The organism is Pseudomonas sp. GW822-FHT02D10, assembly GCF_058802345.1.
In genome coordinates this window covers 452,880-474,810 of record NZ_JBXAOB010000003.1, presented here as the reverse complement: position 1 = coordinate 474,810, position 21,931 = coordinate 452,880, and the positions used below count along the sequence as shown (strand labels likewise).

The window sequence follows — 21,931 nt, the reverse complement described above, 5'->3', positions numbered from 1 at the left end:
TGGCTGTCAGCCGGATAACCGGCGCAATTGAGGCGTGGGTCTATGTGAGTGCATGAGTCTGCAACTGGCGCGGTGAATGCCGAAGTGGTGATCCGGCTTGACGGCGGCTCCGAGGTCTACTCGATCGTTACCCGTGAAGCTGTTGCGCAATTGGGCCTGGCGCCTGGCGTCAGCACCACCGCAGTGATCAAGGCCTTGCACATCATTCTGGGTGTGCCAGCCTGATATCAGCGGCGTTGCAGAGGTGGAAGAAGTCGCCTCTGCAGGGCTGCCAGTTTTTCAGCGGGATGTACAACTCGGTCGCGCTGTGAATTCCACATTCGTTTGGCGTAATGCCAGCGGCCGGCAACCATCCACGGCTCAAATTCCTCTGACGGGTTTGATCAGGCTCTCTGCCGGAATCCCGAACAGCTCATGGAGTTTCCAGATCATCGGCAGCGTCAATGCACGTTTGCCGTTCAGCACCTCATACACTCTGTTTGTCCGGCCAATGGCTGGCGCCAGATCAGCGGCCGACAAGCCTGACTGTTCCATGCGAAATTTGATCGCATCGATCGGGTTGGGCAGGTCAACCGGGAACTGCTTCGCTTCGTAGGCCTGAATGAGGGTGATCATGACGTCGAAGTAGTCACCTTCAGGCGTGCCTGGTTCGGGTTCGTTGTCAAATAGCGCAGACACTTCCTTGAGGGCAGCACGGTAGTCCTGTTCGGTGTGAATCGGACGAATATTCATGGGTTACTCCATTTCAACGGTATCGGCGTCGATAGCGTCGTACTGCTGGTGGGTGCCGACAAATTTTATGTAAACGGCCCCGAAGCGGTAAGCCACGGCAACAACGAGTCGATAGTCGTTGCCTTTGATGTTGAACACGACCCTACGGCTCTTGAGGATACTGGCGCTGCCAAAATGGGCCTTGATATCCGCAGGGGCTGCCCAGTTCGCGCTCTTTGCTTCGTCAATCCAGGCCAGGAATGACTGCTCTGAGTCAGGGAATTTTTCCCAGAATCCTTTCATGTGACTGATAGCGATAATTCTCATGAGGTGATCCTAGTCCCGTGCTGGGACTGTTGCAAGGCTACGAAAATAAGAAGCGATGTAAGGACTTGTCGAGCATTGAAGATCTTATGCGTTGGCCAAGCTCATGAATGTCAGGTAAAGGCTGAGGCGCGGAATGATCCAGAGCCTTTACCCATAAAAAAGGGCCTACCTCGCGGTAAGCCCTTTCTCGTTTCCAGTTCCAATCAATCCCCCAATGCTTCACCTTCGCGTCGTGGGTCCGCTCCACCCGCCCAGGACGCTTTGCCCTGCGCATCACGCACCCGAACGATGGTCTGAGTGCCGCTGGTCATGTCGATTTGATTGACCGTATGCCCTTTGTCCTTGAGGGCCTGGATCAGCGCCGGGCTGAATTGACCTTGTTCCAGTTCGGTCGGGCCGTTACGGCTGCCGAAGTTGGGTAGGCTGATGGCGGCTTGCGGGTCGAGGTTCCAGTCGAGCATGCCAATCACCGACTTGGCGACGTACTCGATGATTTGCGAACCACCGGGCGAACCGAGCGTCGCGACCAACTCGCCGCTTTGACGATCGAAGATCAGCGTCGGTGCCATGGACGAACGCGGGCGTTTGCCGGGTTCGACGCGGTTGGCCACGGGTTGGCCGTTTTCTTCGGGGATGAACGAGAAGTCGGTCATCTGATTGTTGAGCATGAAACCCTGGACCATCAGGTGCGAGCCGAAGGCGGCTTCAACGGTGGTGGTCATCGACACGGCACCACCCTGATCGTCGACGGCAACCACTTGCGAGGTCGAGATCCGCAGCGGCGAGCGATCAGGAGCGTACGCCACCTGAATGCCCGGTGGCGTGCCAGGTTTGGCGCTGCCCATGCTGCGTAAACCGATCAACGTCGCACGACTGGCCAGGTAGGCGGGGGAGACCAGGCCGGCGACCGGGACCGGTACGAAGTCCGAGTCGGCGACGTACTGCGCGCGGTCGGCGTAAGCCAGGCGCTCGGCCTCGGCGATCAGGTGCACGGCTTCAGGCGCAGGTTCGATACCTGCCGGTTTGTTGCTCTTGAGTGGTTTCAGTCGTGCCAGAGCGAAGCGACTGTCGTAGCTTTCGAGTACCTGCAAGGTGCCGAGAATCTGCGCAATAGCGATCCCGCCCGATGATGGCGGTGGCATGCCGCACACTTGCCAGCGCTTGTAGTCGGTGCACAGCGGAGCACGCTCTTTGGCGCTGTAGCCTTTGAGGTCGTTCAACGACAGGCTGCCGGGGTTGGCATTACCCTGAACCTTGGCGACGATCTCCTGAGCAATCGGACCTTGATACAGCGCACTCGGTCCTTCTGCGGCAATGCGTTTGAGGACCTTGGCCAGTGCCGGGTTTTTCAGCAGCGTACCTACGGCTTTCGGGCTGCCATCGGCATTCAGGAAGTACGCAGCCATGTCGGGCGAGCGCGGCAGGAACGGATCGGAGGCGATCATCGTGTGCAGGCGTGGCGAGATCGCAAAGCCCTTTTCTGCCAAGGCAATGGCCGGTTCGAACAACTTCGCCCATGGCAGGCGGCCGTACTTTTGATGGGCCAGTTCCAGCGCGCGCAACACGCCCGGTGTGGCAACCGACCGACCACCCATCTGCGCATCGGGGAACGGCATGGGTTTACCGTCGGCTTGCAGGAAAAGTTTTTCAGTCGCACCAGCGGGCGCGGTTTCACGGCCATCGTAGGTGCGCACCGCCTTGCCATCCCAGAGCACGATCAACGCGCCGCCACCGATCCCCGAGGATTGCGGCTCAACCAGCGTCAGCACTGCTTGCATGGCGATAGCGGCGTCTATTGCCGAGCCACCCTGGCGCAGCATCTCCCGTCCCGCTGCGGCTGCCAGTGGGTTGGCGGCTGCGGCCATGTGTCTGGAGGCGTACTGGGTGTGCAGGTCGGTGCGATAACCCGAGGCAATTTCCGGGGCCACCGGCAAGGTGCTGACGGGCGGGACATTACAAGCGGCAAGGGTCAGCGCGGTGGCTATCAGCGAGAGGGCCGCCAGGCGGTAGCGGCTCAAATGAAAGGCTGGGAACACGTGGGGTACTCCGTCCGTGGGATAAACGATCAGCGGACTGTATCGGCCGAAGGCGTCAGCTGCAACGCTGGCTTTGTGCGTATTGATCGATGGATGGGCACCTTTGCCCTTCTTCAGTGCGGGGTTTTTCTGTAGGGTCGGGGGCGCGAGATCTTCGCTAATAACAAGTCAATAACAACAAGAGGCCGACATGCAGATCGAGTTCCCAACGCAGCCAAGTTACCGTTCGCAGCGCGAACAATTCCTGGCGGCAGCGACCGCAGCCGGCGCCCGGTTGACCGAGTACCCGCATCCACTCAAGGGGCCATTTGGCGAGTCTCTGAGCACTGATGTGGCGGTGCTCGGCGACCCCGGCGCAAAGCGCCTGCTGGTGGCACTGAGCGGTACTCACGGGGTTGAAGGTTTCTACGGTTCGGAGTGCCAGATCAACTGGCTGAACGAGTTCGGCAAACGCCCACTGCCCGCCGATGTCGCGGTGGTGATGATCCACTTGATCAACCCTTGGGGCACGGCGTGGCTGCGTCGCGTCAACGAAGACAACATCGACCTGAATCGCAACCACCTGAACTTCGATCGCCCGCTGCCCGACAATCAGGCCTATGCAGCGTTGCACGAGATTTATGCCTTCACCCAGTTGCACGGCCCGGAGCGTGATCGCGCCGATGCCTTGCTCGCCGCACAGTTGCGCGAGCATGGCTGGCCGGCAGTGATGTCGATTGTCGAGGGCGGCCAGCACAGCCATCCCGACGGTCTGTTTTACGGTGGGCTGGCGCCGAGCTGGTCGAACCGGACTTTGCATCAGATCATTGCCGCGCATCTCTCTCGGGCCGAGGTCGCCATGTGTTTCGATCTGCACTCTGGCGCAGGAGAATACGGCCATCCGATGCTGCTGACCGTTACCCAAGAGGCCTACCCGGCACTGGAACAGGCGCAGGCCATTTACGGTCCGTGGCTCTATACCATACAGACCGGCGCGCAGACCCAGAGCGAAACCGGGATTGCTGCATCGGCCACTGGCTATACCTCACAGGCGTTGCTCGATGCGCTGCCGCAGGTACGCCTGATGCCGTTTGTCATCGAATGCGGCACTTACCCGGGAGAGGCGGTTCATGCTCATCTACGTGACGATCACTGGTTGCACCTGCACGGTGATCCGAGTGATGCCGTGGGGCGCGAGATCAAGCTGAATCTGGTTGAGCAGTTCTATCCCGCCGACACTGACTGGCAGGAAATGGTCTGGGTTCGCACCCGACAGATCTGGGAGAAGGCCTTGTCTGCGTTGCCCACGATATAGTCGAACGCCTCGGCGCTTGATGAACACGGCGGCTCACATCGCGATGTGAGCCGCCGGTGGGTCGGGTACTTTTCTTCAGGCATAAAAAAACGGCCTACCTTTCGGTAAGCCGTTTTTAGTACTTGGTGGCTACACAGGGACTTGAACCCCGGACCCCAGCATTATGAATGCTATGCTCTAACCAACTGAGCTATGTAGCCAAGTGGCGCGCATTATTGGCTCGGAACGATGATGTGTCAAGCGTAAATCTAAAATATTTCTCTACGCTTTCAACCGGTTATCGAACTGCCCGGTAAAAAGCAATGAGTTTACGGCTTCAAACCAGCTGAAACCGCCCAGTATTCTCGCTCAACGCCTTGCTGCCCGAACTCAAAGTGTCCGCCGCGAGGTTCACTGCCCGTGCGCCTTCGAGCAGGCGCACGGCGGCCTGATCGACTTGCTGGATGTTGCCACTGACCTCATCGGCCGTGCTGGCTTGCTCTTCTACTGCAGTGGCGATCTGCGCCAGGGTATCGGTGACGCTTTGCACCGCGCTGGCGATTTCCCCCAAGCGTTCGCCGAGACCAGTGACCGCTTGCGCGTCGGTCTGTGCCTGGCCGCAGGCGGCTTCCATCAGGCTCACAGCTTCGTTGACGGTGCTGCGCAGGCTGTCGACGGTACCGGCGATCTGCGCGGTGGAGGATTGGGTGCGTTGCGACAGACTGCGCACTTCATCGGCGACCACCGCAAAGCCTCGTCCTTGTTCGCCGGCACGGGCGGCTTCGATGGCGGCATTGAGCGCTAACAGGTTGGTCTGTTCGGCAACACCGCGAATAGTGTCCACCACCAGTTGAATCTGCTGCCCTTGTTCACTGACCCGACCCAGTGCGGCGGCGGTGTCGTTCAGCCGCTGATTGAGCTGCTGAATGCTCGCCGTGGTGCGTTGGCTGTCACGGCTGCTCTCGGCGGCAATGCGCTGGGTCTGCTGAGCGCTGCCTGAAGCCTGTTCGCAACTCTGGGCGACCCCCTGCGAGGTCGCGGCCAGTTGCGTGGCTGCTGCGGCGATCTGGCTGATCTGCAACTGTTGGGCCTCGACTTCACCGAAGGCGCCGCTGGCGTGAATATTGAGGGCTCGCACCGCGTTGCTCAGTTGCAGGGTTTCGTGATCGACCCCCAGCAGGCTGGTGCGCAGTTGCACCACTGCAACGTTGAGCGCGGTGCTGATCGCTGCCAGCTCATCGCGACCATGCACCGGCACTTGCAGGCTCAGATTGCCATCGCGCAGGGCTTCGGCGAGCAACGTGATGCCACTGGCGCTGCGGCGGATCGAAGCCTGCAAACAAATGAACAGGTACAGCGCAGCCAATAACAGGCAACCGAGGACGCTTGCCACCAGGATGAACTGGCGGATGGCTGAGCCGTGGTAGTAATCCAGACGCTGATCCAGTGACACCAGCGATTGCTGACGCAGCGAGGCGAGGTCAGTGAGGAGGGCGTCGAGGTTGCGCTCGAAGTCGTCTGGTTTAAGTGTAATGCTGGCGCCGAACATGCCGTCATCCAGGCCTTTCAATCCGGCGTCCAGATGCTTGAGGCTGTCGTGGTATTGCCCGGCCCAAGCCTGCAACGCACTTGGCAGCCGTGCTTCGAGCAGGCTGCCAGTCTTGATCAGTTGCTCGCGAGCGTCGCCAATGCGACCGCGCAAGTCGCGCAGTTGCAGACGGCTTTGCAGTGAGAATTGTCCGGACACCACCGACGCCTGACCGATACTGGCGAGGCGCCCGACCCGTTCGATCAGATCGGGCGCGTGTTGGCTCGAGATCTGCGTCAGCAAGTACGTTTCCAGCCACGGCGCCAGCGTCAGGCGGTTGTCCATGGCGATCTGTTCGCGCAGTGCTTGCAGCGCGCTGAGGGCCGCAGTGAAGCGTTCATAGCCGTCCGGCCACCAACCGACGCTGCTCAGGCTTTTCGAGTCCAGACCGTTGAGCGCGGTTTGCAGGGTTTGATAACGACTCAGGGTGTCGGCCTCGGCCCCTTCGGTTGTCAGTGCATGACCCAAATCGTTGACGGCTTGATTCAGTACAGGCTGCACCGCATCGAACGCGGCCATCGCGGCGACGGTGGCCGGTGTTGGCTGGCGATTGGTTTCGGTGGCGCGCCAACGAGCGGCGCGGTCACGCTGGGCGGCGAGCAGGTTGTCCAGCGCATCGAGGGCTATCAACTGGCGCACGCCGGCACGCTCGCCAGCAATCAGGCTGAGCTTGTCGCGGTAATCCTGGCCAATCATCCACAGGCTGCCCGCCAGCGGCAGGATAAACAGCAGAAACAACAACTGAAACTTGCGGGCGAAACCGAAACGCCCAAGCAGTCCAATCCCCGGTGCCAGAAAAGCCTGCATGCCCGACTACTCCTCTGGGCACCACGCACCATTGGCGTGCGGTCGCGGCGTTGTGACCGCTACCCGTGCCCTCATAAAAGGCCTCGAAAGTTCACTTCGACGGGTCATGTAAGACCGGCGCTGTGGTGAAACTTCCCATTCTCGATCCCCTTTGTAAGGGGCCGCGTTGAAGCGGATAAACAAGGCAAGATTCAGACCATGGCACTGCGCTATTACGTAACGGTCGACAATCCGGAGGTCGTTAGCAGGCTAAGGGGATGGCGTTGCTGCACTGAAAAATGGCACATTGGCGCACCTGCAAGTGCTCTCCCTTACGCCGTATGGAAACGCTCATGGCCACCAGTAACGCTCAAACTGCCGCATCGCCGGCACTCGCGACTTCGCAAAGCAGCCCGTTGGTCATGCGAATCATCGGCGCGGTGGCGCTGGCGCATTTGATCAACGACCTGATTCAGTCGGTGCTGCCGTCGATTTACCCGATGCTCAAGGCCAATTACGGGCTGACCTTCACCCAGGTTGGCCTGATCACCTTGACCTTTCAGCTCACGGCATCGTTGTTGCAGCCGTGGGTCGGTTATTACACCGACCGCCATCCCAAGCCGTATCTGCTGCCGACGGGGATGGTCTGCACCTTGATCGGTATTCTGATGATGTCTCAGGCCGGCAGTTTTCCGCTGATTCTGTTGGCGGCGGGGTTGATCGGGGTCGGCTCCTCGACCTTTCACCCGGAGGCTTCTCGCGTGGCGCGGTTGGCCTCGGGCGGGCGTTTTGGCCTGGCGCAGTCGACCTTCCAGGTCGGTGGCAACGCCGGTTCAGCGTTCGGGCCGTTGCTGGCGGCGGCGATCATCATTCCGTTCGGTCAGGGCAACGTCGCTTGGTTCGGATTGTTTGCAGTGTTTGCGTTGGTGGTGCTGTATGGCATCAGCCGTTGGTACGCCAACCACTTGAGTCTGTTCAAGCTCAGGCAAGGCCAGGCGGCGACTCATGGGTTGTCGAAGGGCCGGGTGATCAGTGCCTTGGTGGTACTCGGACTGCTGGTGTTCTCCAAGTATTTCTACATGGCCAGCCTCACCAGTTATTTCACCTTCTACCTGATCGAAAAATTCGACCTGTCGGTGGCCAGTTCGCAGCTGCACCTGTTCCTGTTTCTTGGGGCGGTCGCGGCGGGGACCTTCTTCGGTGGGCCGATTGGCGACAAGATCGGCCGTAAGGCGGTGATCTGGTTCTCGATCCTTGGCGTTGCACCGTTTACCTTGATCCTGCCTCACGTTGATCTGTTCTGGACCAGTGTCTTGAGCGTGGTGATCGGTTTCATCCTGGCCTCCGCGTTCTCGGCCATTGTGGTTTATGCGCAGGAACTGGTGCCGGGAAATGTTGGGATGATTGCTGGGGTGTTCTTCGGTTTGATGTTCGGTTTCGGCGGGATTGGTGCGGCGCTGCTGGGGCATCTGGCGGACACTCACGGCATTGAATACGTGTACAGGCTGTGTTCGTTCCTGCCGTTGTTTGGGGTGTTGGCGATCTTTTTGCCGAGGACCAGAAAAGCCTGACCTGAATCCTTGTGAAACAAAGGCGCTGACGATTCTGTGGGCGCCTTTATTTTTGCGTTCAGGTTCGCCACGTCAAGGGCCAATGCACGGGACGTGGCGATCCAGTGACCTGTTTATTTCAGGTCGGCAAGCGCGGCGCCAAAGTTCAGGTGCAACACCTGACCTTCGACCACCAGCGCAGGTACCGACTTGACCCCGACAGCCTCTGCTTGTACCTGGCGCGCTGCAATCGTTACTCCAACACGCCTTTGGCCGTGACCGACTATTTGGGACTGACCAAGGGCACGGTGTCGCAATCGCTCAAGGCGCTTGAAGCCAAGGGGCTGATCGTCAAGACCCAGGATGCAAACGATAAGCGCAGCGTGCACCTGGAATTGACCGAAGAGGCGAGGGTGCTTCTGGGCGCGGTGATGCCGCCGGAGTTTCTGCGCGACGCCACCCAGAGAATGGGCGCGCAGGCTGTGGAGCTGGAGTCTCTGCTGGCAGAGCTGTTGCGCAATGTTCAGCGTACCGAAGACGTGCCCAGCTTCGGCCTGTGCAAGACCTGCCGCTTTCATCAGCACGTCGCCGATGCACCTTTTTGCGGGCTGACAAAGGAGCCGTTAGCTCACGCAGACATTGAGTTGATTTGCTGGGAACACGAGTTCGCCAGCGAGACTTGAGGTAGAGGCAGGGGACTCACCTCGAATGCCAAATCCTGCGCATAGAAAAACACCCCGACCAGCGGGGTGTTTTTATTGAGTGCGCTTACACGTTGAAGCGGAAGTGCATCACGTCGCCGTCTTTGACGATGTATTCCTTGCCTTCCAGACGCCATTTACCGGCTTCCTTGGCGCCGGCTTCGCCCTTGTACTGGATAAAGTCGTCATAGGCGATGACCTCGGCGCGGATGAAGCCTTTTTCGAAGTCGGTGTGAATGACGGCAGCGGCTTGTGGTGCAGTGGCACCGACACGCACGGTCCAGGCGCGGACTTCTTTTACGCCGGCAGTGAAGTAAGTCTGCAGGTTCAGCATTTGGTAACCGGCGCGGATCACGCGGTTCAGACCCGGTTCTTCAAGGCCAAGCGCTTCGAGGAACATGTCTTTTTCTTCGCCGTCTTCAAGTTCGGCAATTTCCGCTTCGATCTTGTTGCACACCGGTACAACTATCGCACCTTCTTCCTCGGCAATGGCCATGACCACGTCGAGCAGTGGGTTGTTTTCGAAGCCGTCTTCGGCAACGTTGGCGATGTACATGACCGGTTTAGTGGTCAGCAGGTGGAAGCCGCGAACGATCAGCTTCTCATCGGCACCCATGTTCTTGACCAGGCTACGTGCTGGCTTACCCAGGGTGAAGTGAGCAATCAGTTGCTCCAGCAAGGCCTTCTGGGCCACGGCATCCTTGTCGCCGCCCTTGGCGTTGCGGGTGACTTTCTGCAGTTGCTTCTCGCAGCTGTCGAGGTCGGCGAAGATCAGTTCGAGGTCGATGATTTCAATATCGCGTTTCGGGTCGACGCTGTTGGAGACGTGAATCACGTTCTCGTCTTCGAAGCAGCGGACCACGTGGGCGATGGCATCAGTCTCGCGGATGTTGGCGAGGAACTTGTTGCCCAGGCCTTCACCTTTCGAGGCGCCAGCCACCAGGCCAGCAATGTCAACGAACTCCATGGTGGTCGGCAGCACGCGCTCCGGAATCACGACGGCCGCCAGGGCGTCCAGACGTGCATCGGGCATCGGCACGATCCCGGTATTCGGCTCGATGGTGCAGAAGGGGAAGTTCTCGGCCGCGATACCGGATTTGGTCAGGGCGTTGAACAGGGTGGACTTGCCGACGTTAGGCAGGCCGACGATGCCGCAATTGAATCCCATGGTGTTTCCCCGAGGAGTTAGAGTCAGGCCTTCTGGCTGTGCAGGTTTTTCATCGCGCGGTTCCATTCACCGGCGAAGATATCCGGCAGCACGCCGAGGGCAAAGTCGATGCTGGCATCGAGTTTTTCCTGTTCGGCGCGTGGCGCACGACCCAGGACAAAGTTTGAAACCATACTGGCAACGCCTGGGTGGCCAATGCCGAGCCGCAAGCGGTGAAAGGTATTCTGGTTGCCCAGTTGCGCGATGATGTCGCGCAACCCGTTGTGACCGCCGTGCCCGCCGCCCTGTTTGAGCTTGGCAACGCCGGGTGGCAAGTCGAGTTCGTCATGCGCCACCAGGATCTCTTCCGGCTTGATGCGGAAAAACCCGGCAAGCGCCGCCACGGCCTGGCCGCTGCGGTTCATGTAGGTGGTGGGAATCAGCAGACGAACATCCTGACCCTGATGCGAGAAGCGTCCGGTCAGGCCGAAATATTTGCGATCGGCCACAAGATTGATCCCTTGTGCTTGCGCGATGCGCTCAACAAAAAGGGCCCCTGCGTTATGCCGGGTCTGTTCGTATTCGGCGCCTGGATTTCCCAGGCCAACGATCAGTTTGATGGCAATCACGTCAGGGGCCCTTCTTTGGAGTGGTGGATAACATCGCTGCAATAGGTGTGTGCGGCGAAAGTGGACGAAAAATGCTCATTTACCATTATGTAAACTCCGCGTTCCCGCCCGCTTTCTCGCTACGTTCCAGTCCGCGATGTTACTTGCTCACTCCGGCGTACAGAGTGAATTACTCTGCAGCGCCTTCTGCAGCTTCTGGAGCAACACGTGGAGCGTGAACGTTGGCAATAGCCAGGTCGTTACCGTGAGCCAGAGCAACAAATTCAACGCCTTTAGGGGCCTTGATGTTGGACAGGTGAACGATCGAACCGATTTCGGCGTCAGCCAGGTCGACTTCGATGAATTCAGGCAGGTCTTTTGGCAGGCAGGAAATTTCAACTTCAGCAACAACGTGCGAAATTTCGCCGCCTTTTTTCACTGCAGCAGCTTCGTTGATGAAGTGCACAGGAACGTGAGCGGACAGTTTCTGACCAGCAACAACGCGTACGAAGTCAGCGTGCATCACGTGGCCTTTGGCCGGGTGACGCTGCAGGGCTTTGATGATTACGTTTTGCTTGGTGCCGCCAACGTTCAGCTCGATGATGTGGCTGTAAGCCGCTTCGTTTTCGAGCAGTTTGGCAACTTCTTTGGCCAGCATGCTGATGGATTCAGGGGCTTTTTCGCCGCCGTAAACTACAGCTGGAACCAGGCTTGCGAGACGACGCAGGCGGCGGCTCGCACCTTTCCCCAGGTCGGAACGCACTTCAGCATTCAGAGTAAATTCGTTCATGTTGTATCTCCAAAATAACCACATTCGCCCCAGCGTTTGCGACCAGCGCTAAAGGCGATATGGGCAAAAAAGCCCCGCCCCGACAGTAATGCCGGGGCGGGGCGCTTTTCGTCATCGAGATGTATCCGAAGGGCAGGGCCCTTAGCGGAACATCGCGCTGATCGATTCTTCGTTGCTGATGCGGCGAACCGCTTCGGCAACTACCGGTGCGATATCCAGTTGACGGATACGTGCACAGGCTTGTGCTGCAGCGGACAGCGGGATGGTGTTAGTCACCACCAGCTCGTCCAGCACGGAATTTTCAATGTTCTCGATGGCCCGACCCGACAGCACAGGGTGTGTGCAGTAGGCAAAGACTTTGGCAGCGCCATGCTCTTTCAAGGCTTTAGCCGCATGGCACAGGGTGCCGGCGGTATCGACCATGTCGTCAACCAGAATACAGGTACGCCCTTCGACATCACCGATGATATGCATCACTTCAGAGTGATTGGCTTTCTCACGGCGCTTGTCGATGATCCCGAGATCCACGCCCAGGGATTTGGCAACAGCACGTGCACGCACGACGCCGCCAATGTCCGGGGACACGATCATCAGGTTTTCGAAGCGTTGGTCTTCGATGTCATCCACCAGTACTGGGGAGCCGTAGATGTTATCTACCGGAATATCGAAGAAACCCTGGATCTGGTCAGCATGCAAATCAACCGTGAGAACACGATCGATGCCGACTACGGTAAGCATGTCAGCGACAACTTTCGCGCTGATGGCCACACGTGCGGAACGCGGACGGCGATCCTGACGGGCATAACCAAAGTAGGGGATCACCGCAGTGATTCGAGTGGCTGAGGAACGGCGGAAGGCATCAGCCATCACGACGAGTTCCATCAGGTTATCGTTGGTCGGAGCGCAAGTCGGCTGAATAATGAAGACGTCTTTACCGCGGACGTTTTCATTGATCTCGGCGGTGATTTCGCCGTCGGAGAACTTACCGACAGAAATGTCACCGAGAGGGATATGCAGCTGACGTACGACACGCCGAGCCAGATCGGGGTTAGCGTTCCCCGTAAAGACCATCATCTTGGACACGCGCAGTACCTGAAGGCTGAGGGTAACCTGGATGAGTATAGAAAAATGGCAGGGGCGGCTGGATTCGAACCAACGCATGGCAGGATCAAAACCTGCTGCCTTACCGCTTGGCGACGCCCCTGTATCTGTTACAACGAGTACCCAGTACCCGGTTCCTTTTAGAGCAGACTTTGCAGCTTGCGATGCAACATCGAAACGTTGCTTCCCTTTGCTACAAACCCTGTAAGGGTCTCTGTAAGAAGGGCCGAGACTTTATCAGCTTCAGCTTTGCTTGGGAAGCCCCCAAACACACAACTTCCAGTTCCGGTGAGTTTTGCTTCGGTAAATTTACCTAACAAATTCAAAGCGTTACGTACATCTGGATAACGCCTTGTTACCACCGGTAAGCAGTCATTTCGACTGTTTCCCTTGGGAACGGGGCGCACTTTAATGGGAGAAGAGTTACGTGTCAACAGTGGATCTGAAAAAATTTCTGCTGTACTTACAGATACTTGCGGCACAAGCACGAGATACCACGGTTCTTCCGGGTCTACAGGGGTGAGCTTTTCTCCCACGCCCTCAGCGAAAGCCGCGTGCCCACGCACGAAAACCGGGACGTCCGCGCCAAGCGTCAGGCCCAAAGCGGCCAATCGATCCTCGTCCCAACCCAGTTGCCAGAGATGATTGAGGCCCAACAAAGTGGTGGCCGCATTCGAGCTACCGCCACCGATTCCACCGCCCATGGGCAGGATTTTTTCGATCCAGATATCAATACCCAGCGAACAACCGGATTGTTCCTGAAGTTTTTTTGCGGCTTTGACGATCAGATTACTGTCGTGAGGGACGCCTTCGAACTCGGTGTGCAAACGAATGACGCCGTCATCGCGCACGGCGAAGGTGATTTCGTCGCCGTAATCGAGAAATTGAAACAGCGTCTGCAACTCGTGGTAGCCGTCTTCACGGCGACCCAGAATGTGCAGCATCAAATTGAGTTTTGCTGGCGAGGGCAGGGTAATGCGAGTAGCAGGCATGTCATTGCCCCAATTTGCGTGGTTGCCAGTCCTTGATCACCAACGTGACATCAAGGTCGGTGCCATGCAGCTTGATCCGCTCGGGCAGCCAATAGCCGTTTTGCTGGATGTAGCTGAGGTACTCGACTTGCCAGCCATCCTGCTCGAGAGTGGCCAGGCGACTGTCGGCATCCAGGTTCAGGCGACTTTTACTGTCAGGTGCGGGCAATCCGCGAACCCACCAGACCAAATGCGAAACCGGCAGCTTCCAGCCCAGCTGTTCTTCGAGCAGGGCTTCGGGGGTTGGCGCCTCAAAACGACCCTGATTGGCCACTTCCAGCGACGCCTGGCCGGGACGCCCGGTCAGGCGTGCCGCGCCGCGACCCAGCGGGCCGGACAGACGAATATCGTAGTAGTCCTGCCGTTGCAGCCAGAACAAGGTGCCACTGCCCGAGTCTTTCGGGGCCCGGATGCCGACCTTGCCGTTGATTTGCCAGCCATCAAGGCCTGTCAGTTGATGTTTGTGTTCGCGCCATTGCGCGGGGTTGCCGTGACCCTCGACGGATTCACGGGCGCCAAAGCCCGCACAACCGGCGAGCAGGGCGATGAAGCTGAAAACGATGATGTGGCGCAAAAACATGATTTTAAAGAGTCTCGGAACCGGTCAGGCGCTTGATGGTGCTGCGCAGGATAGGGCTGTCGGGCTGATTCTTGAGGAATTTTCCCCAGATTTGTTTGGCTTCGCGTTGCTTGCCGTTGGCCCACAGGACTTCGCCCAGGTGCGCCGCGACTTCCTGATCGGGGAAACGCTCCAGAGCCTGGCGCAAGTAACGCTCGGCTTCATCGAGGTTGCCAAGACGGAAGTTCACCCAGCCAAGGCTGTCGAGAACGGCCGGATCTTCCGGGTTCAACTGGTGCGCTTGCTCGATCAGCGCCTTGGCTTCGGCGTAACGCGTGGTGCGGTCGGACAGGGTGTAGCCCAGGGCATTCAGCGCCATGGCGTTGTTCGGGTCGCGCTTGATGATCAGTCGCAGGTCTTTTTCCATCTGCGCCAGGTCATTGCGTTTTTCCGCCAGCATGGCCCGGGTATAGAGCAGGTTCAGATCGTCCGGATACTGCTTCAAGGCTTTATCGAGGACTGCCCAGGCGCGATCATCGTGCTTATTGGCGGACAGGGTTTCGGCTTCGATCAGATACAACTGAATCGTGTAATCCGGTTGTTCGTCGCGCGATCTGGCCAAACGGTTTTGGGCTTCGGCGGTGCGTCCGTTGTTCATCAGAATATCGGACTGGCGCAATTGCGCCGGCAGATAGTCGTTACCCGGGCCCACCAATGCGTATTCAATCAGGGCGCCTTGCGGGTCGTTGCGCTCTTCGGCGATACGACCCAGGTTCAGGTGGGCCGAGTCGACATGGCTCTCCCGGGCGATGAGGTCTTCCAGGTAACCCTTGGCCTCGCCCCAGGCCTTGGCTTCCAGGCAAACCAGTGCGAGGGAGTAGCGCAGCTCGTCGTCTTCCGGATATTGCTGAACCAGGCTTGAGAACTGTTCTTTGGCGTCGCCCATGCGGTCCTGCTCGACCAGCAGGCGTGCATACGTCAGACGCAAGCGTTTGTCTTCCGGGTATTTGCGAATGTTTTTTTCCAGTAGAGGCAGCGCTTCTTTGCCACGGTTGAGGCTTTGCAGCAGGCGTGCCCGCAGCAAAATGGGGGCGATTTCACCGGCTTCCGGAGGGTTTTTCTCAAGCAGGGTCAGCGCACCCTGAGAGTCGCCGTCCTGTTGCAGCAACAGAGCCTTGCCGAAAATCAGCTGGCCGTTTTTCGGGTGGCGCAGCAACAAACGGTCAAAACTTTTCATCAAGCCATTGCGAGTGTCCTGATCGGTATCGGCCGCGGACAGGGCGAGGAAGTCGAAATGGGTATCGCCCTTGCCCAGCAGAACCTTCTCCATATAGGCCATGGAGTCGTCATAACGCCCGGCACGGGCCAGCTGCACGGCGGCGGCACGTTGCGCTTCGAGGTCGTTCGGGGCGTTTTTTGCCCAGATCAGCGAGCTATCAAGCGCTGCCTGATCGGCGCCCAGGTATTCGGCGATGCGAAAGGCTCGCTCGGAGATGCCCGGGTCCTGGGTGTTGACGGCCTGGGTCACGTAGTTGTCCAGCGCAATGTCGAAACGATTGCGCTGACCAGCCAGTTCCGCGCTCAGCAGGCTGAAGATCGTGTCTTCGCTAAACGAGCTGTAAACCTTGGGCTTTTCAGGGGCCTTTGTGCTGCCTTCGACCGGCGGTGTGCCGCCCGGCGAAACGGGCGCCAATGCCTGGCAGCCGCTGAGGAAGACAAAAGCGAGGAGCAACGCGGAAGATCTATTCATATAGGAAGAGGACGACTAACCTGCGGTCGGATCATCATGACACAAGCCTTCGGCCAAACATAACCGGCCTGTCAATTTGCGTATGCACCCCCCGTAGGAGGGGCAATAGATATCGAGTGGTTGTTCTGAGTCAGGCGAAGTAGGACAATTGTCGGCTTCTCGACATCATCAGCGACCTTGAATGGCCTTCCTTGCACTCGGTATTAACCACAAGACTGCTTCCGTAGACGTCCGCGAGCGCGTGGCTTTTACCCCAGAGCAGCTGGTTGAGGCCTTGCAGCAGCTCTGCCGACTCACCGACAGCCGCGAAGCTGCGATCCTCTCCACCTGCAATCGCAGTGAACTCTATATAGAACAGGATCACCTTTCGGCGGATACCGTACTGCGCTGGTTGGCCGATTATCACCATTTAAGCCTCGAAGAACTGCGCGCGAGTGCTTATGTGCATGAAGATGATGCGGCAGTTCGTCACATGATGCGGGTTGCCTCCGGGCTCGATTCGCTGGTATTGGGCGAACCGCAGATTCTCGGCCAGATGAAATCGGCCTACGCCGTGGCCCGCGAGGCCGGCACCATTGGTCCGCTGCTTGGGCGTTTGTTCCAGGCCACGTTCAATGCCGCCAAGCAGGTGCGCACCGACACCGCTATCGGTGAAAACCCGGTGTCCGTGGCGTTTGCCGCGGTCAGCCTGGCGAAACAGATTTTCAGTGATTTGCAGCGCAGCCAGGCGCTGCTGATTGGCGCCGGCGAGACCATTACCCTGGTCGCCCGCCATTTGCATGAGTTGGGCGTGAAACGGATCGTGGTCGCCAACCGGACCCTGGAACGCGCCAGCATCCTGGCCGAGCAGTTCGGCGCCCACGCGGTGCTGCTCTCGGACATCCCGGCAGAACTGGTGCGCAGTGATATCGTCATCAGCTCGACCGCCAGCCAGTTGCCGATTCTTGGCAAAGGCGCGGTAGAAAGTGCCTTGAAGCTGCGCAAGCACAAGCCGATCTTCATGGTCGATATCGCCGTGCCACGGGATATCGAGCCGGAAGTGGGTGAGCTGGACGACGTTTACCTTTATAGCGTCGACGACCTCCATGAAGTGGTCGCCGAGAACCTCAAGAGCCGTCAGGGTGCTGCCCAGGCGGCGGAAGAGATGGTTGCCATCGGCGCCGACGACTTCATGGTTCGTCTGCGTGAACTGGCGGCGGTGGATGTGCTCAAGGCTTATCGTCAACAGAGCGAACGCCTGCGCGATGAAGAACTGCAAAAAGCCCTGCGCCTGCTCGCCAACGGCAGCAGCGCTGAAGACGTACTGGTGCAGCTGGCCCGTGGCCTGACCAACAAACTGTTGCATGCCCCCAGCGTGCAGTTGAAAAAGCTTACCGCCGAAGGCCGCCTCGATGCGCTGGCCATGGCCCAGGAACTCTTTGCCCTCGGTGAGGGCAATTCGGACAGCTCTTCGGATAAAAAAACGCAATGAAAGCGTCACTGCTCAATAAGCTGGACATCCTCCAGGACCGTTTCGAGGAACTGACTGCCTTGCTTGGCGATGGCGAAGTCATTTCCGATCAGAACAAATTCCGCACCTATTCCAAGGAATACGCGGAAGTTGAGCCGATTGTCGCCACCTATAAACAGCTGCTCAAGGTTCAGGGCGATCTTGAAGGTGCCCAGGCGCTGCTCAAGGACAGCGATCCGGACATGCGCGAAATGGCCGTCGAAGAAGTACGCGAAGCCAAAGAGCAACTGATCGAACTCGAAGCCAGTCTGCAACGCATGCTGCTGCCCAAGGATCCGAACGACGGGCGCAACGTGTTCCTGGAGATCCGCGCCGGCACCGGCGGTGACGAAGCGGCGATCTTCTCCGGCGACCTGTTCCGCATGTATTCGCGTTACGCCGAGCGGCGCGGCTGGCGGGTCGAGATTCTGTCGGAGAACATCGGCGAACACGGTGGCTATAAAGAAGTCATCGCGCGGGTCGAAGGCGACAATGTCTATGGCAAGCTGAAGTTCGAGTCCGGTGCACACCGCGTGCAACGGGTTCCGGCCACTGAGTCCCAGGGCCGTATCCACACCTCGGCGTGCACCGTGGCAGTGTTGCCTGAGCCGGATGAACAGGAAGCGATCGAGATCAACCCGGCGGATTTGCGGGTCGATACCTATCGCTCTTCTGGCGCGGGTGGCCAGCACGTGAACAAGACCGACTCGGCCATTCGTATCACTCACTTGCCGTCGGGCATCGTGGTCGAGTGTCAGGAAGAGCGTTCCCAGCACAAGAACCGGGCGCGGGCGATGTCCTGGCTTTCGGCCAAACTCAACGACCAGCAAACCAGCGCCGCGGCGAATGCCATCGCCAGCGAGCGCAAGCTGCTGGTGGGCTCGGGGGACCGTTCCGAGCGAATCCGCACCTACAACTTTGCCCAGGGCCGGGTCACCGACCACCGGGTCAACCTGACGCTGTATTCCCTCGACGAAATCCTCGCGGGTGGCGTCGATGCTGTGATCGAGCCGTTGCTGGCCGAGTTCCAGGCTGACCAACTGGCAGCGATAGGTGAATAAATGACCATCATTGCCAGCTTGTTACGCGCAGCCGACTTGCCCGATTCGCCGACCGCACGTCTGGATGCCGAATTGCTGCTGGCCGCTGCCCTGGGCAAGTCCCGCAGTTTCCTGCACACCTGGCCGGAGCGCATCGTTCCCAGCGAAGCGGCGCTGACGTTTGCCGAGTACCTGCAACGTCGCCGGTCCGGTGAGCCGGTGGCGTACATCCTCGGCCAGCAGGGTTTCTGGAAGCTCGATCTGGAAGTCGCGCCGCATACGCTGATCCCGCGCCCGGACACCGAGTTGTTGGTCGAAGCTGCGCTGGAACTGTTGCCGGTAACGCCCGCCAAGGTACTCGACCTGGGCACCGGCAGTGGCGCGATTGCCTTGGCTCTGGCCAGCGAGCGCCCGGCCTGGCAGGTCACGGCGGTGGACCGGATTCTTGAAGCCGTGGCCCTGGCCGAGCGCAATCGTCAGCGTCTGCACTTGAACAACGTCACCGTGCTCAGTAGCCACTGGTTCAGTGCGCTGAAGGATCACCGTTACACGCTGATTATCAGTAATCCGCCGTACATTGCTGCCGCCGACCCGCATCTGGTGGCCGGTGACGTGCGTTTCGAACCTGCCAGCGCGCTGGTGGCCGGCACTGATGGGCTCGACGATTTGCGTTTGATCATCGCCCAGGCGCCGCAGCACCTAGAAGCGGGCGGCTGGTTGATGCTCGAGCACGGTTACGATCAAGCCGATGCCGTGCGCGAATTGCTGTTGACCCAAGGCTTTGAAGAGGTCCACAGCCGCAAGGACCTCGGCGGCCACGAACGTATCAGTCTGGGGCGCCTACCGTGCTGAATGATCAGGAGCTGTTGCGTTATAGCCGACAGATTCTGTTGCAACACGTCGACATCGACGGCCAGTTGCGACTCAAACAAAGCCGCGTCTTGATCGTCGGACTCGGCGGTCTCGGTGCGCCGGTCGCGCTGTACCTGGCGGCGGCCGGGGTCGGTGAGCTGCATCTGGCCGACTTCGACACGGTTGACCTGACCAATCTGCAACGGCAGATCATTCACGACACGGACAGCGTCGGCCTGAGCAAGGTCGACTCGGCTATTCGTCGTCTGACGGCGATCAACCCCGAGATTCAATTGATCGCCCATCGCACCGCGCTGGACGCAGACACGTTGGCCGCTGCGGTGTCGGCGGTCGACGTGGTGCTCGACTGTTCCGACAATTTTTCCACCCGTGAAGCGGTGAACGCAGCCTGTGTGGCGGCGCGCAAACCCTTGGTCAGCGGTGCGGCGATTCGTCTGGAAGGGCAGTTGTCGGTGTTCGATCCACGTCGCGCCGAGAGCCCGTGTTACCACTGCTTGTACGGGCACGGCAGCGAAGCCGAACTGACCTGCAGCGAGGCGGGCGTGCTCGGTCCGCTGGTAGGGCTGGTCGGCAGCCTGCAAGCGCTTGAAGCGCTGAAACTGTTGGTGGGTTTCGGTGAACCGCTGGTGGGGCGGTTGCTGTTGATCGATGCCTTGGGCACACGTTTTCGTGAATTGAGGGTCAAGCGTGATCCAGGGTGCAGTGTCTGTGGGCCAAAACATGCGTGAAGCGCCGATAGGCGTTTTCGATTCCGGCGTCGGTGGATTGTCGGTGCTGGCCGAGATCCAGCATCTGTTGCCCAATGAGTCGCTGCTGTATGTCGGCGACTGCGGGAATATTCCCTACGGCGAGAAAACCCCTGAGTTCATTCGCCAGCGCTGCAGTGTGGTGGCGGAGTTTTTTCAGCAGCAAGGTGCCAAGGCGTTGGTTGTGGCGTGCAACACGGCAACCGTGGCCGGTGTCGCGGACTTGCGTCGTGATTACCCGGATTGGCCCATTGTCGGCATGGAGCCAGCGGTCAAGCCGGCAGCGGCGGCGACCCGCAGTGGCGTGGTCGGTGTGCTTGCCACCACCGGCACTTTGCAGAGCGCCAAGTTTGCCGCCTTGCTCGACCGTTTTGCCACCGATGTTCGCGTCATCACCCAGCCTTGCCCAGGGCTGGTTGAGTTGATCGAAGCGGGTGATCTGCACAGCCAGGAGCTGCGCCTGATGCTGGCCGGATATCTCGAGCCCTTGCTGGCGGAAGGGTGTGACACGATCATTTTGGGCTGCACGCACTATCCTTTCCTCAAGCCATTGCTCAAGCAGATGCTCCCTGCCGACATCAGCCTGATCGACACCGGTGCTGCCGTTGCCCGGCAAACCCAGCGCCTGCTCGCCGAACGTGAATTGCTCGCCGACGGGCCGCCTCGCGATGCGCAATTCTGGACCAGTGCCAGCCCCGAGCACCTGAGAAATATCCTGCCGTTGCTCTGGCATAACGCCGGGGTTGTGCGAAGCTTCAGTTTGTAGAAAATCGTTTTGGGGAACGCTTCGAATGGATCAATTTCTGTTGAGGCGTGGATTTCCATCGCACGTTTGTTGAGCCATAAAAACCAAACATAATCGTTCGGAAAAGGATGTTTCTCATGAAGCGACTGTTCTGTTTAGCCGCGATTGCGGCCGCGTTGTTGGGGCACAGTTTTACCGCACAAGCGGCAGGCGTCGAGTTTGCGGTTGGCCAGACCAGCGATTCGACCCAGACTTATCGCCTGGGCCTGCAATGGGATTGGGATAAAAGCTGGTGGCAGAGTGATGTCGGGCGCGTGACGGGCTACTGGAGCGGTGCGTACACCTATTGGAATGGTAACAGGACCGCAAGCAATCACAGCCTGTCGTTCTCTCCGGTGTTCGTTTATGAGTTTTCCGGGCAAACCGTCAAACCTTATCTGGAGGCCGGCATCGGCGTTGCGCTGTTCGCTCACGACGAAGTGGACGACCGCCGGTTGGGCGAGGCTTTTCAATTTGAGGATCGATTGGGGTTCGGCCTGCGGTTTGCTGGCGGGCATGAAATCGGGATCCGCGCGACGCATTACTCCAATGCCCATATCAACGTCACCAATGACGGTATAGAAAGCTACGCATTGCATTACACGATGCCGCTGTAATGACTGGCTGCTTTATTGTGGGAGCGGGCTTTTGTGGGAGCGAGCAGGCTCGCTCCCACAGGTGTATTTGGCTAGCTTTCACTCAGCGATACGCTGTCGCAATCCCCTGGCGCTCGTCGATGCACTCGGGTGCACCCATTTCGAACTCCCGGCAGATCAGCGGGCGTTTTTCGTAAATGGTGCACATCATGCTGTCGCGATCCAGTGCGGCGCACCAGCCGTCATCCAGGCGCAGCATGACTTCCCCGCCCCAATCGTCGGTGTCGATAAAGCGTTCGGGCACGCCGGTGTCCGTGATCAGCATGACTTCGAGCTGGCAACAGCAGGCTGCGCAGGTCGAGCAGGTGACCGCCGGTTCGGCGATGGTCTTGAGGGGGATCGTGTTCATAGGCGCGCAGTGTAAGGCAGCGCGCCGATGCTGTGT

The 21,931-nt window shown here is 59.0% G+C and carries 20 protein-coding genes, 2 tRNA genes and 3 pseudogenes; 10 read left to right on the top strand and 15 right to left on the bottom strand.

The window, feature by feature from the left end; genetic code table 11:
• Positions 1–66: 66 nt before the first annotated feature.
• Positions 67–225, top strand: a pseudogene (locus tag AC1RPZ_RS07855) (TOBE domain-containing protein); the annotation flags it as partial.
• A gap of 135 nt (positions 226–360) precedes the next feature.
• Here AC1RPZ_RS07855 and AC1RPZ_RS07850 read toward each other — a convergent pair.
• From AC1RPZ_RS07850 to ggt, 3 genes are all read right to left on the bottom strand, one after another.
• Positions 361–732 carry a helix-turn-helix domain-containing protein gene (locus AC1RPZ_RS07850; RefSeq protein ID WP_262115434.1) on the bottom strand — a complete coding sequence of 124 codons (372 nt, stop codon included), beginning with the start codon at positions 730–732 and terminating at the stop codon, positions 361–363.
• Positions 733–735: 3 nt separating this feature from the next.
• On the bottom strand, positions 736–1,038 hold the full coding sequence (locus tag AC1RPZ_RS07845) for a type II toxin-antitoxin system HigB family toxin (protein ID WP_493136409.1): 303 nt from the start codon (positions 1,036–1,038) through the stop codon (positions 736–738).
• Between the two features lie 203 nt (positions 1,039–1,241).
• On the bottom strand, positions 1,242–3,074 hold the full coding sequence (gene ggt, locus AC1RPZ_RS07840; protein WP_493136407.1) for a gamma-glutamyltransferase: 1,833 nt from the start codon (positions 3,072–3,074) through the stop codon (positions 1,242–1,244).
• Positions 3,075–3,264: 190 nt separating this feature from the next.
• Between ggt and AC1RPZ_RS07835 the strand changes: the two genes are divergently transcribed.
• On the top strand, positions 3,265–4,368 hold the full coding sequence (locus AC1RPZ_RS07835) for a DUF2817 domain-containing protein (protein WP_493136406.1): 1,104 nt from the start codon (positions 3,265–3,267) through the stop codon (positions 4,366–4,368).
• 123 nt (positions 4,369–4,491) lie between these two features.
• Here the strand turns inward: AC1RPZ_RS07835 and AC1RPZ_RS07830 are convergent.
• Both AC1RPZ_RS07830 and AC1RPZ_RS07825 read right to left on the bottom strand, forming a co-directional pair.
• A tRNA-Met gene (locus AC1RPZ_RS07830) sits at positions 4,492–4,568 on the bottom strand.
• 116 nt (positions 4,569–4,684) lie between these two features.
• Positions 4,685–6,742, bottom strand: coding sequence for a methyl-accepting chemotaxis protein (locus AC1RPZ_RS07825; protein WP_493136404.1), 2,058 nt, complete (start codon positions 6,740–6,742; stop codon positions 4,685–4,687).
• Between the two features lie 332 nt (positions 6,743–7,074).
• Here AC1RPZ_RS07825 and AC1RPZ_RS07820 point away from each other — a divergent pair, with 332 nt between their 5' ends.
• Positions 7,075–8,292, top strand: a complete 1,218-nt coding sequence (locus AC1RPZ_RS07820) for an MFS transporter (RefSeq protein WP_493136403.1) — start codon at positions 7,075–7,077, stop codon at positions 8,290–8,292.
• 113 nt (positions 8,293–8,405) lie between these two features.
• Here AC1RPZ_RS07820 and AC1RPZ_RS07815 read toward each other — a convergent pair.
• Positions 8,406–8,501 (bottom strand): annotated as a pseudogene (locus tag AC1RPZ_RS07815) (thioredoxin family protein); the annotation flags it as partial.
• Positions 8,502–8,504: 3 nt separating this feature from the next.
• Between AC1RPZ_RS07815 and AC1RPZ_RS07810 the strand changes: the two are divergent.
• Positions 8,505–8,954: pseudogene (locus AC1RPZ_RS07810) on the top strand (MarR family winged helix-turn-helix transcriptional regulator); the annotation flags it as partial.
• An 85-nt stretch (positions 8,955–9,039) separates the two neighbouring features.
• On the opposite strand, the gene ychF reads toward AC1RPZ_RS07810, so the two are convergent.
• The 8 genes from ychF to AC1RPZ_RS07770 all read right to left on the bottom strand — a co-directional run bounded on the left by ychF (position 9,040) and on the right by AC1RPZ_RS07770 (position 15,958).
• Positions 9,040–10,140, bottom strand: a complete 1,101-nt coding sequence (gene ychF / locus AC1RPZ_RS07805) for a redox-regulated ATPase YchF (RefSeq protein WP_493136401.1) — start codon at positions 10,138–10,140, stop codon at positions 9,040–9,042.
• A 23-nt stretch (positions 10,141–10,163) separates the two neighbouring features.
• Positions 10,164–10,748 (bottom strand): aminoacyl-tRNA hydrolase, encoded by a 585-nt coding sequence (gene pth / locus AC1RPZ_RS07800; RefSeq protein WP_493136399.1) that lies wholly within the window; start codon positions 10,746–10,748, stop codon positions 10,164–10,166.
• Between the two features lie 169 nt (positions 10,749–10,917).
• On the bottom strand, positions 10,918–11,517 hold the full coding sequence (locus AC1RPZ_RS07795; protein ID WP_493136397.1) for a 50S ribosomal protein L25/general stress protein Ctc: 600 nt from the start codon (positions 11,515–11,517) through the stop codon (positions 10,918–10,920).
• Positions 11,518–11,658: 141 nt separating this feature from the next.
• Entirely contained in the window at positions 11,659–12,600 is a 942-nt protein-coding gene (locus AC1RPZ_RS07790; RefSeq protein ID WP_003171603.1) for a ribose-phosphate pyrophosphokinase, read from the bottom strand.
• 46 nt (positions 12,601–12,646) lie between these two features.
• Positions 12,647–12,721: transfer RNA gene (locus tag AC1RPZ_RS07785), tRNA-Gln, on the bottom strand.
• Positions 12,722–12,758: 37 nt separating this feature from the next.
• Complete coding sequence (gene ispE / locus AC1RPZ_RS07780) at positions 12,759–13,610, bottom strand: 4-(cytidine 5'-diphospho)-2-C-methyl-D-erythritol kinase (RefSeq protein WP_493136395.1); 852 nt, start codon at positions 13,608–13,610, stop codon at positions 12,759–12,761.
• Position 13,611: 1 nt separating this feature from the next.
• Complete coding sequence (gene lolB, locus AC1RPZ_RS07775; RefSeq protein WP_493136393.1) at positions 13,612–14,229, bottom strand: lipoprotein insertase outer membrane protein LolB; 618 nt, start codon at positions 14,227–14,229, stop codon at positions 13,612–13,614.
• A gap of 4 nt (positions 14,230–14,233) precedes the next feature.
• Complete coding sequence (locus AC1RPZ_RS07770; protein ID WP_493136391.1) at positions 14,234–15,958, bottom strand: tetratricopeptide repeat protein; 1,725 nt, start codon at positions 15,956–15,958, stop codon at positions 14,234–14,236.
• 181 nt (positions 15,959–16,139) lie between these two features.
• On the opposite strand from AC1RPZ_RS07770, the gene hemA reads away from it, so the two are divergent.
• The 6 genes from hemA (at position 16,140) to AC1RPZ_RS07740 (ending at position 21,507) form a co-directional block, all read left to right on the top strand.
• Complete coding sequence (gene hemA / locus AC1RPZ_RS07765; protein WP_493136389.1) at positions 16,140–17,429, top strand: glutamyl-tRNA reductase; 1,290 nt, start codon at positions 16,140–16,142, stop codon at positions 17,427–17,429.
• Complete coding sequence (gene prfA / locus AC1RPZ_RS07760; protein ID WP_123424951.1) at positions 17,426–18,508, top strand: peptide chain release factor 1; 1,083 nt, start codon at positions 17,426–17,428, stop codon at positions 18,506–18,508. The genes hemA and prfA overlap by 4 nt, the downstream gene beginning before the upstream one ends.
• A complete protein-coding gene (gene prmC / locus AC1RPZ_RS07755; protein WP_493136388.1) occupies positions 18,509–19,339 on the top strand; it encodes a peptide chain release factor N(5)-glutamine methyltransferase in 831 nt (276 codons plus the stop codon).
• The gene (locus AC1RPZ_RS07750; RefSeq protein WP_493136387.1) at positions 19,333–20,088 is read left to right on the top strand and encodes a molybdopterin-synthase adenylyltransferase MoeB; all 756 of its coding nucleotides are present in this window, start codon (positions 19,333–19,335) and stop codon (positions 20,086–20,088) included. Before prmC ends, AC1RPZ_RS07750 begins: the two co-directional genes overlap by 7 nt.
• A complete protein-coding gene (murI, locus tag AC1RPZ_RS07745; RefSeq protein WP_493136386.1) occupies positions 20,081–20,872 on the top strand; it encodes a glutamate racemase in 792 nt (263 codons plus the stop codon). The genes AC1RPZ_RS07750 and murI overlap by 8 nt, the downstream gene beginning before the upstream one ends.
• A 116-nt stretch (positions 20,873–20,988) precedes the next feature.
• Positions 20,989–21,507, top strand: a complete 519-nt coding sequence (locus tag AC1RPZ_RS07740) for an acyloxyacyl hydrolase (protein WP_493136385.1) — start codon at positions 20,989–20,991, stop codon at positions 21,505–21,507.
• Between the two features lie 82 nt (positions 21,508–21,589).
• Here the strand turns inward: AC1RPZ_RS07740 and AC1RPZ_RS07735 are convergent, their stop codons facing one another.
• Complete coding sequence (locus AC1RPZ_RS07735; RefSeq protein ID WP_493136384.1) at positions 21,590–21,895, bottom strand: YkgJ family cysteine cluster protein; 306 nt, start codon at positions 21,893–21,895, stop codon at positions 21,590–21,592.
• Between the last annotated feature and the right edge of the window lie 36 nt (positions 21,896–21,931).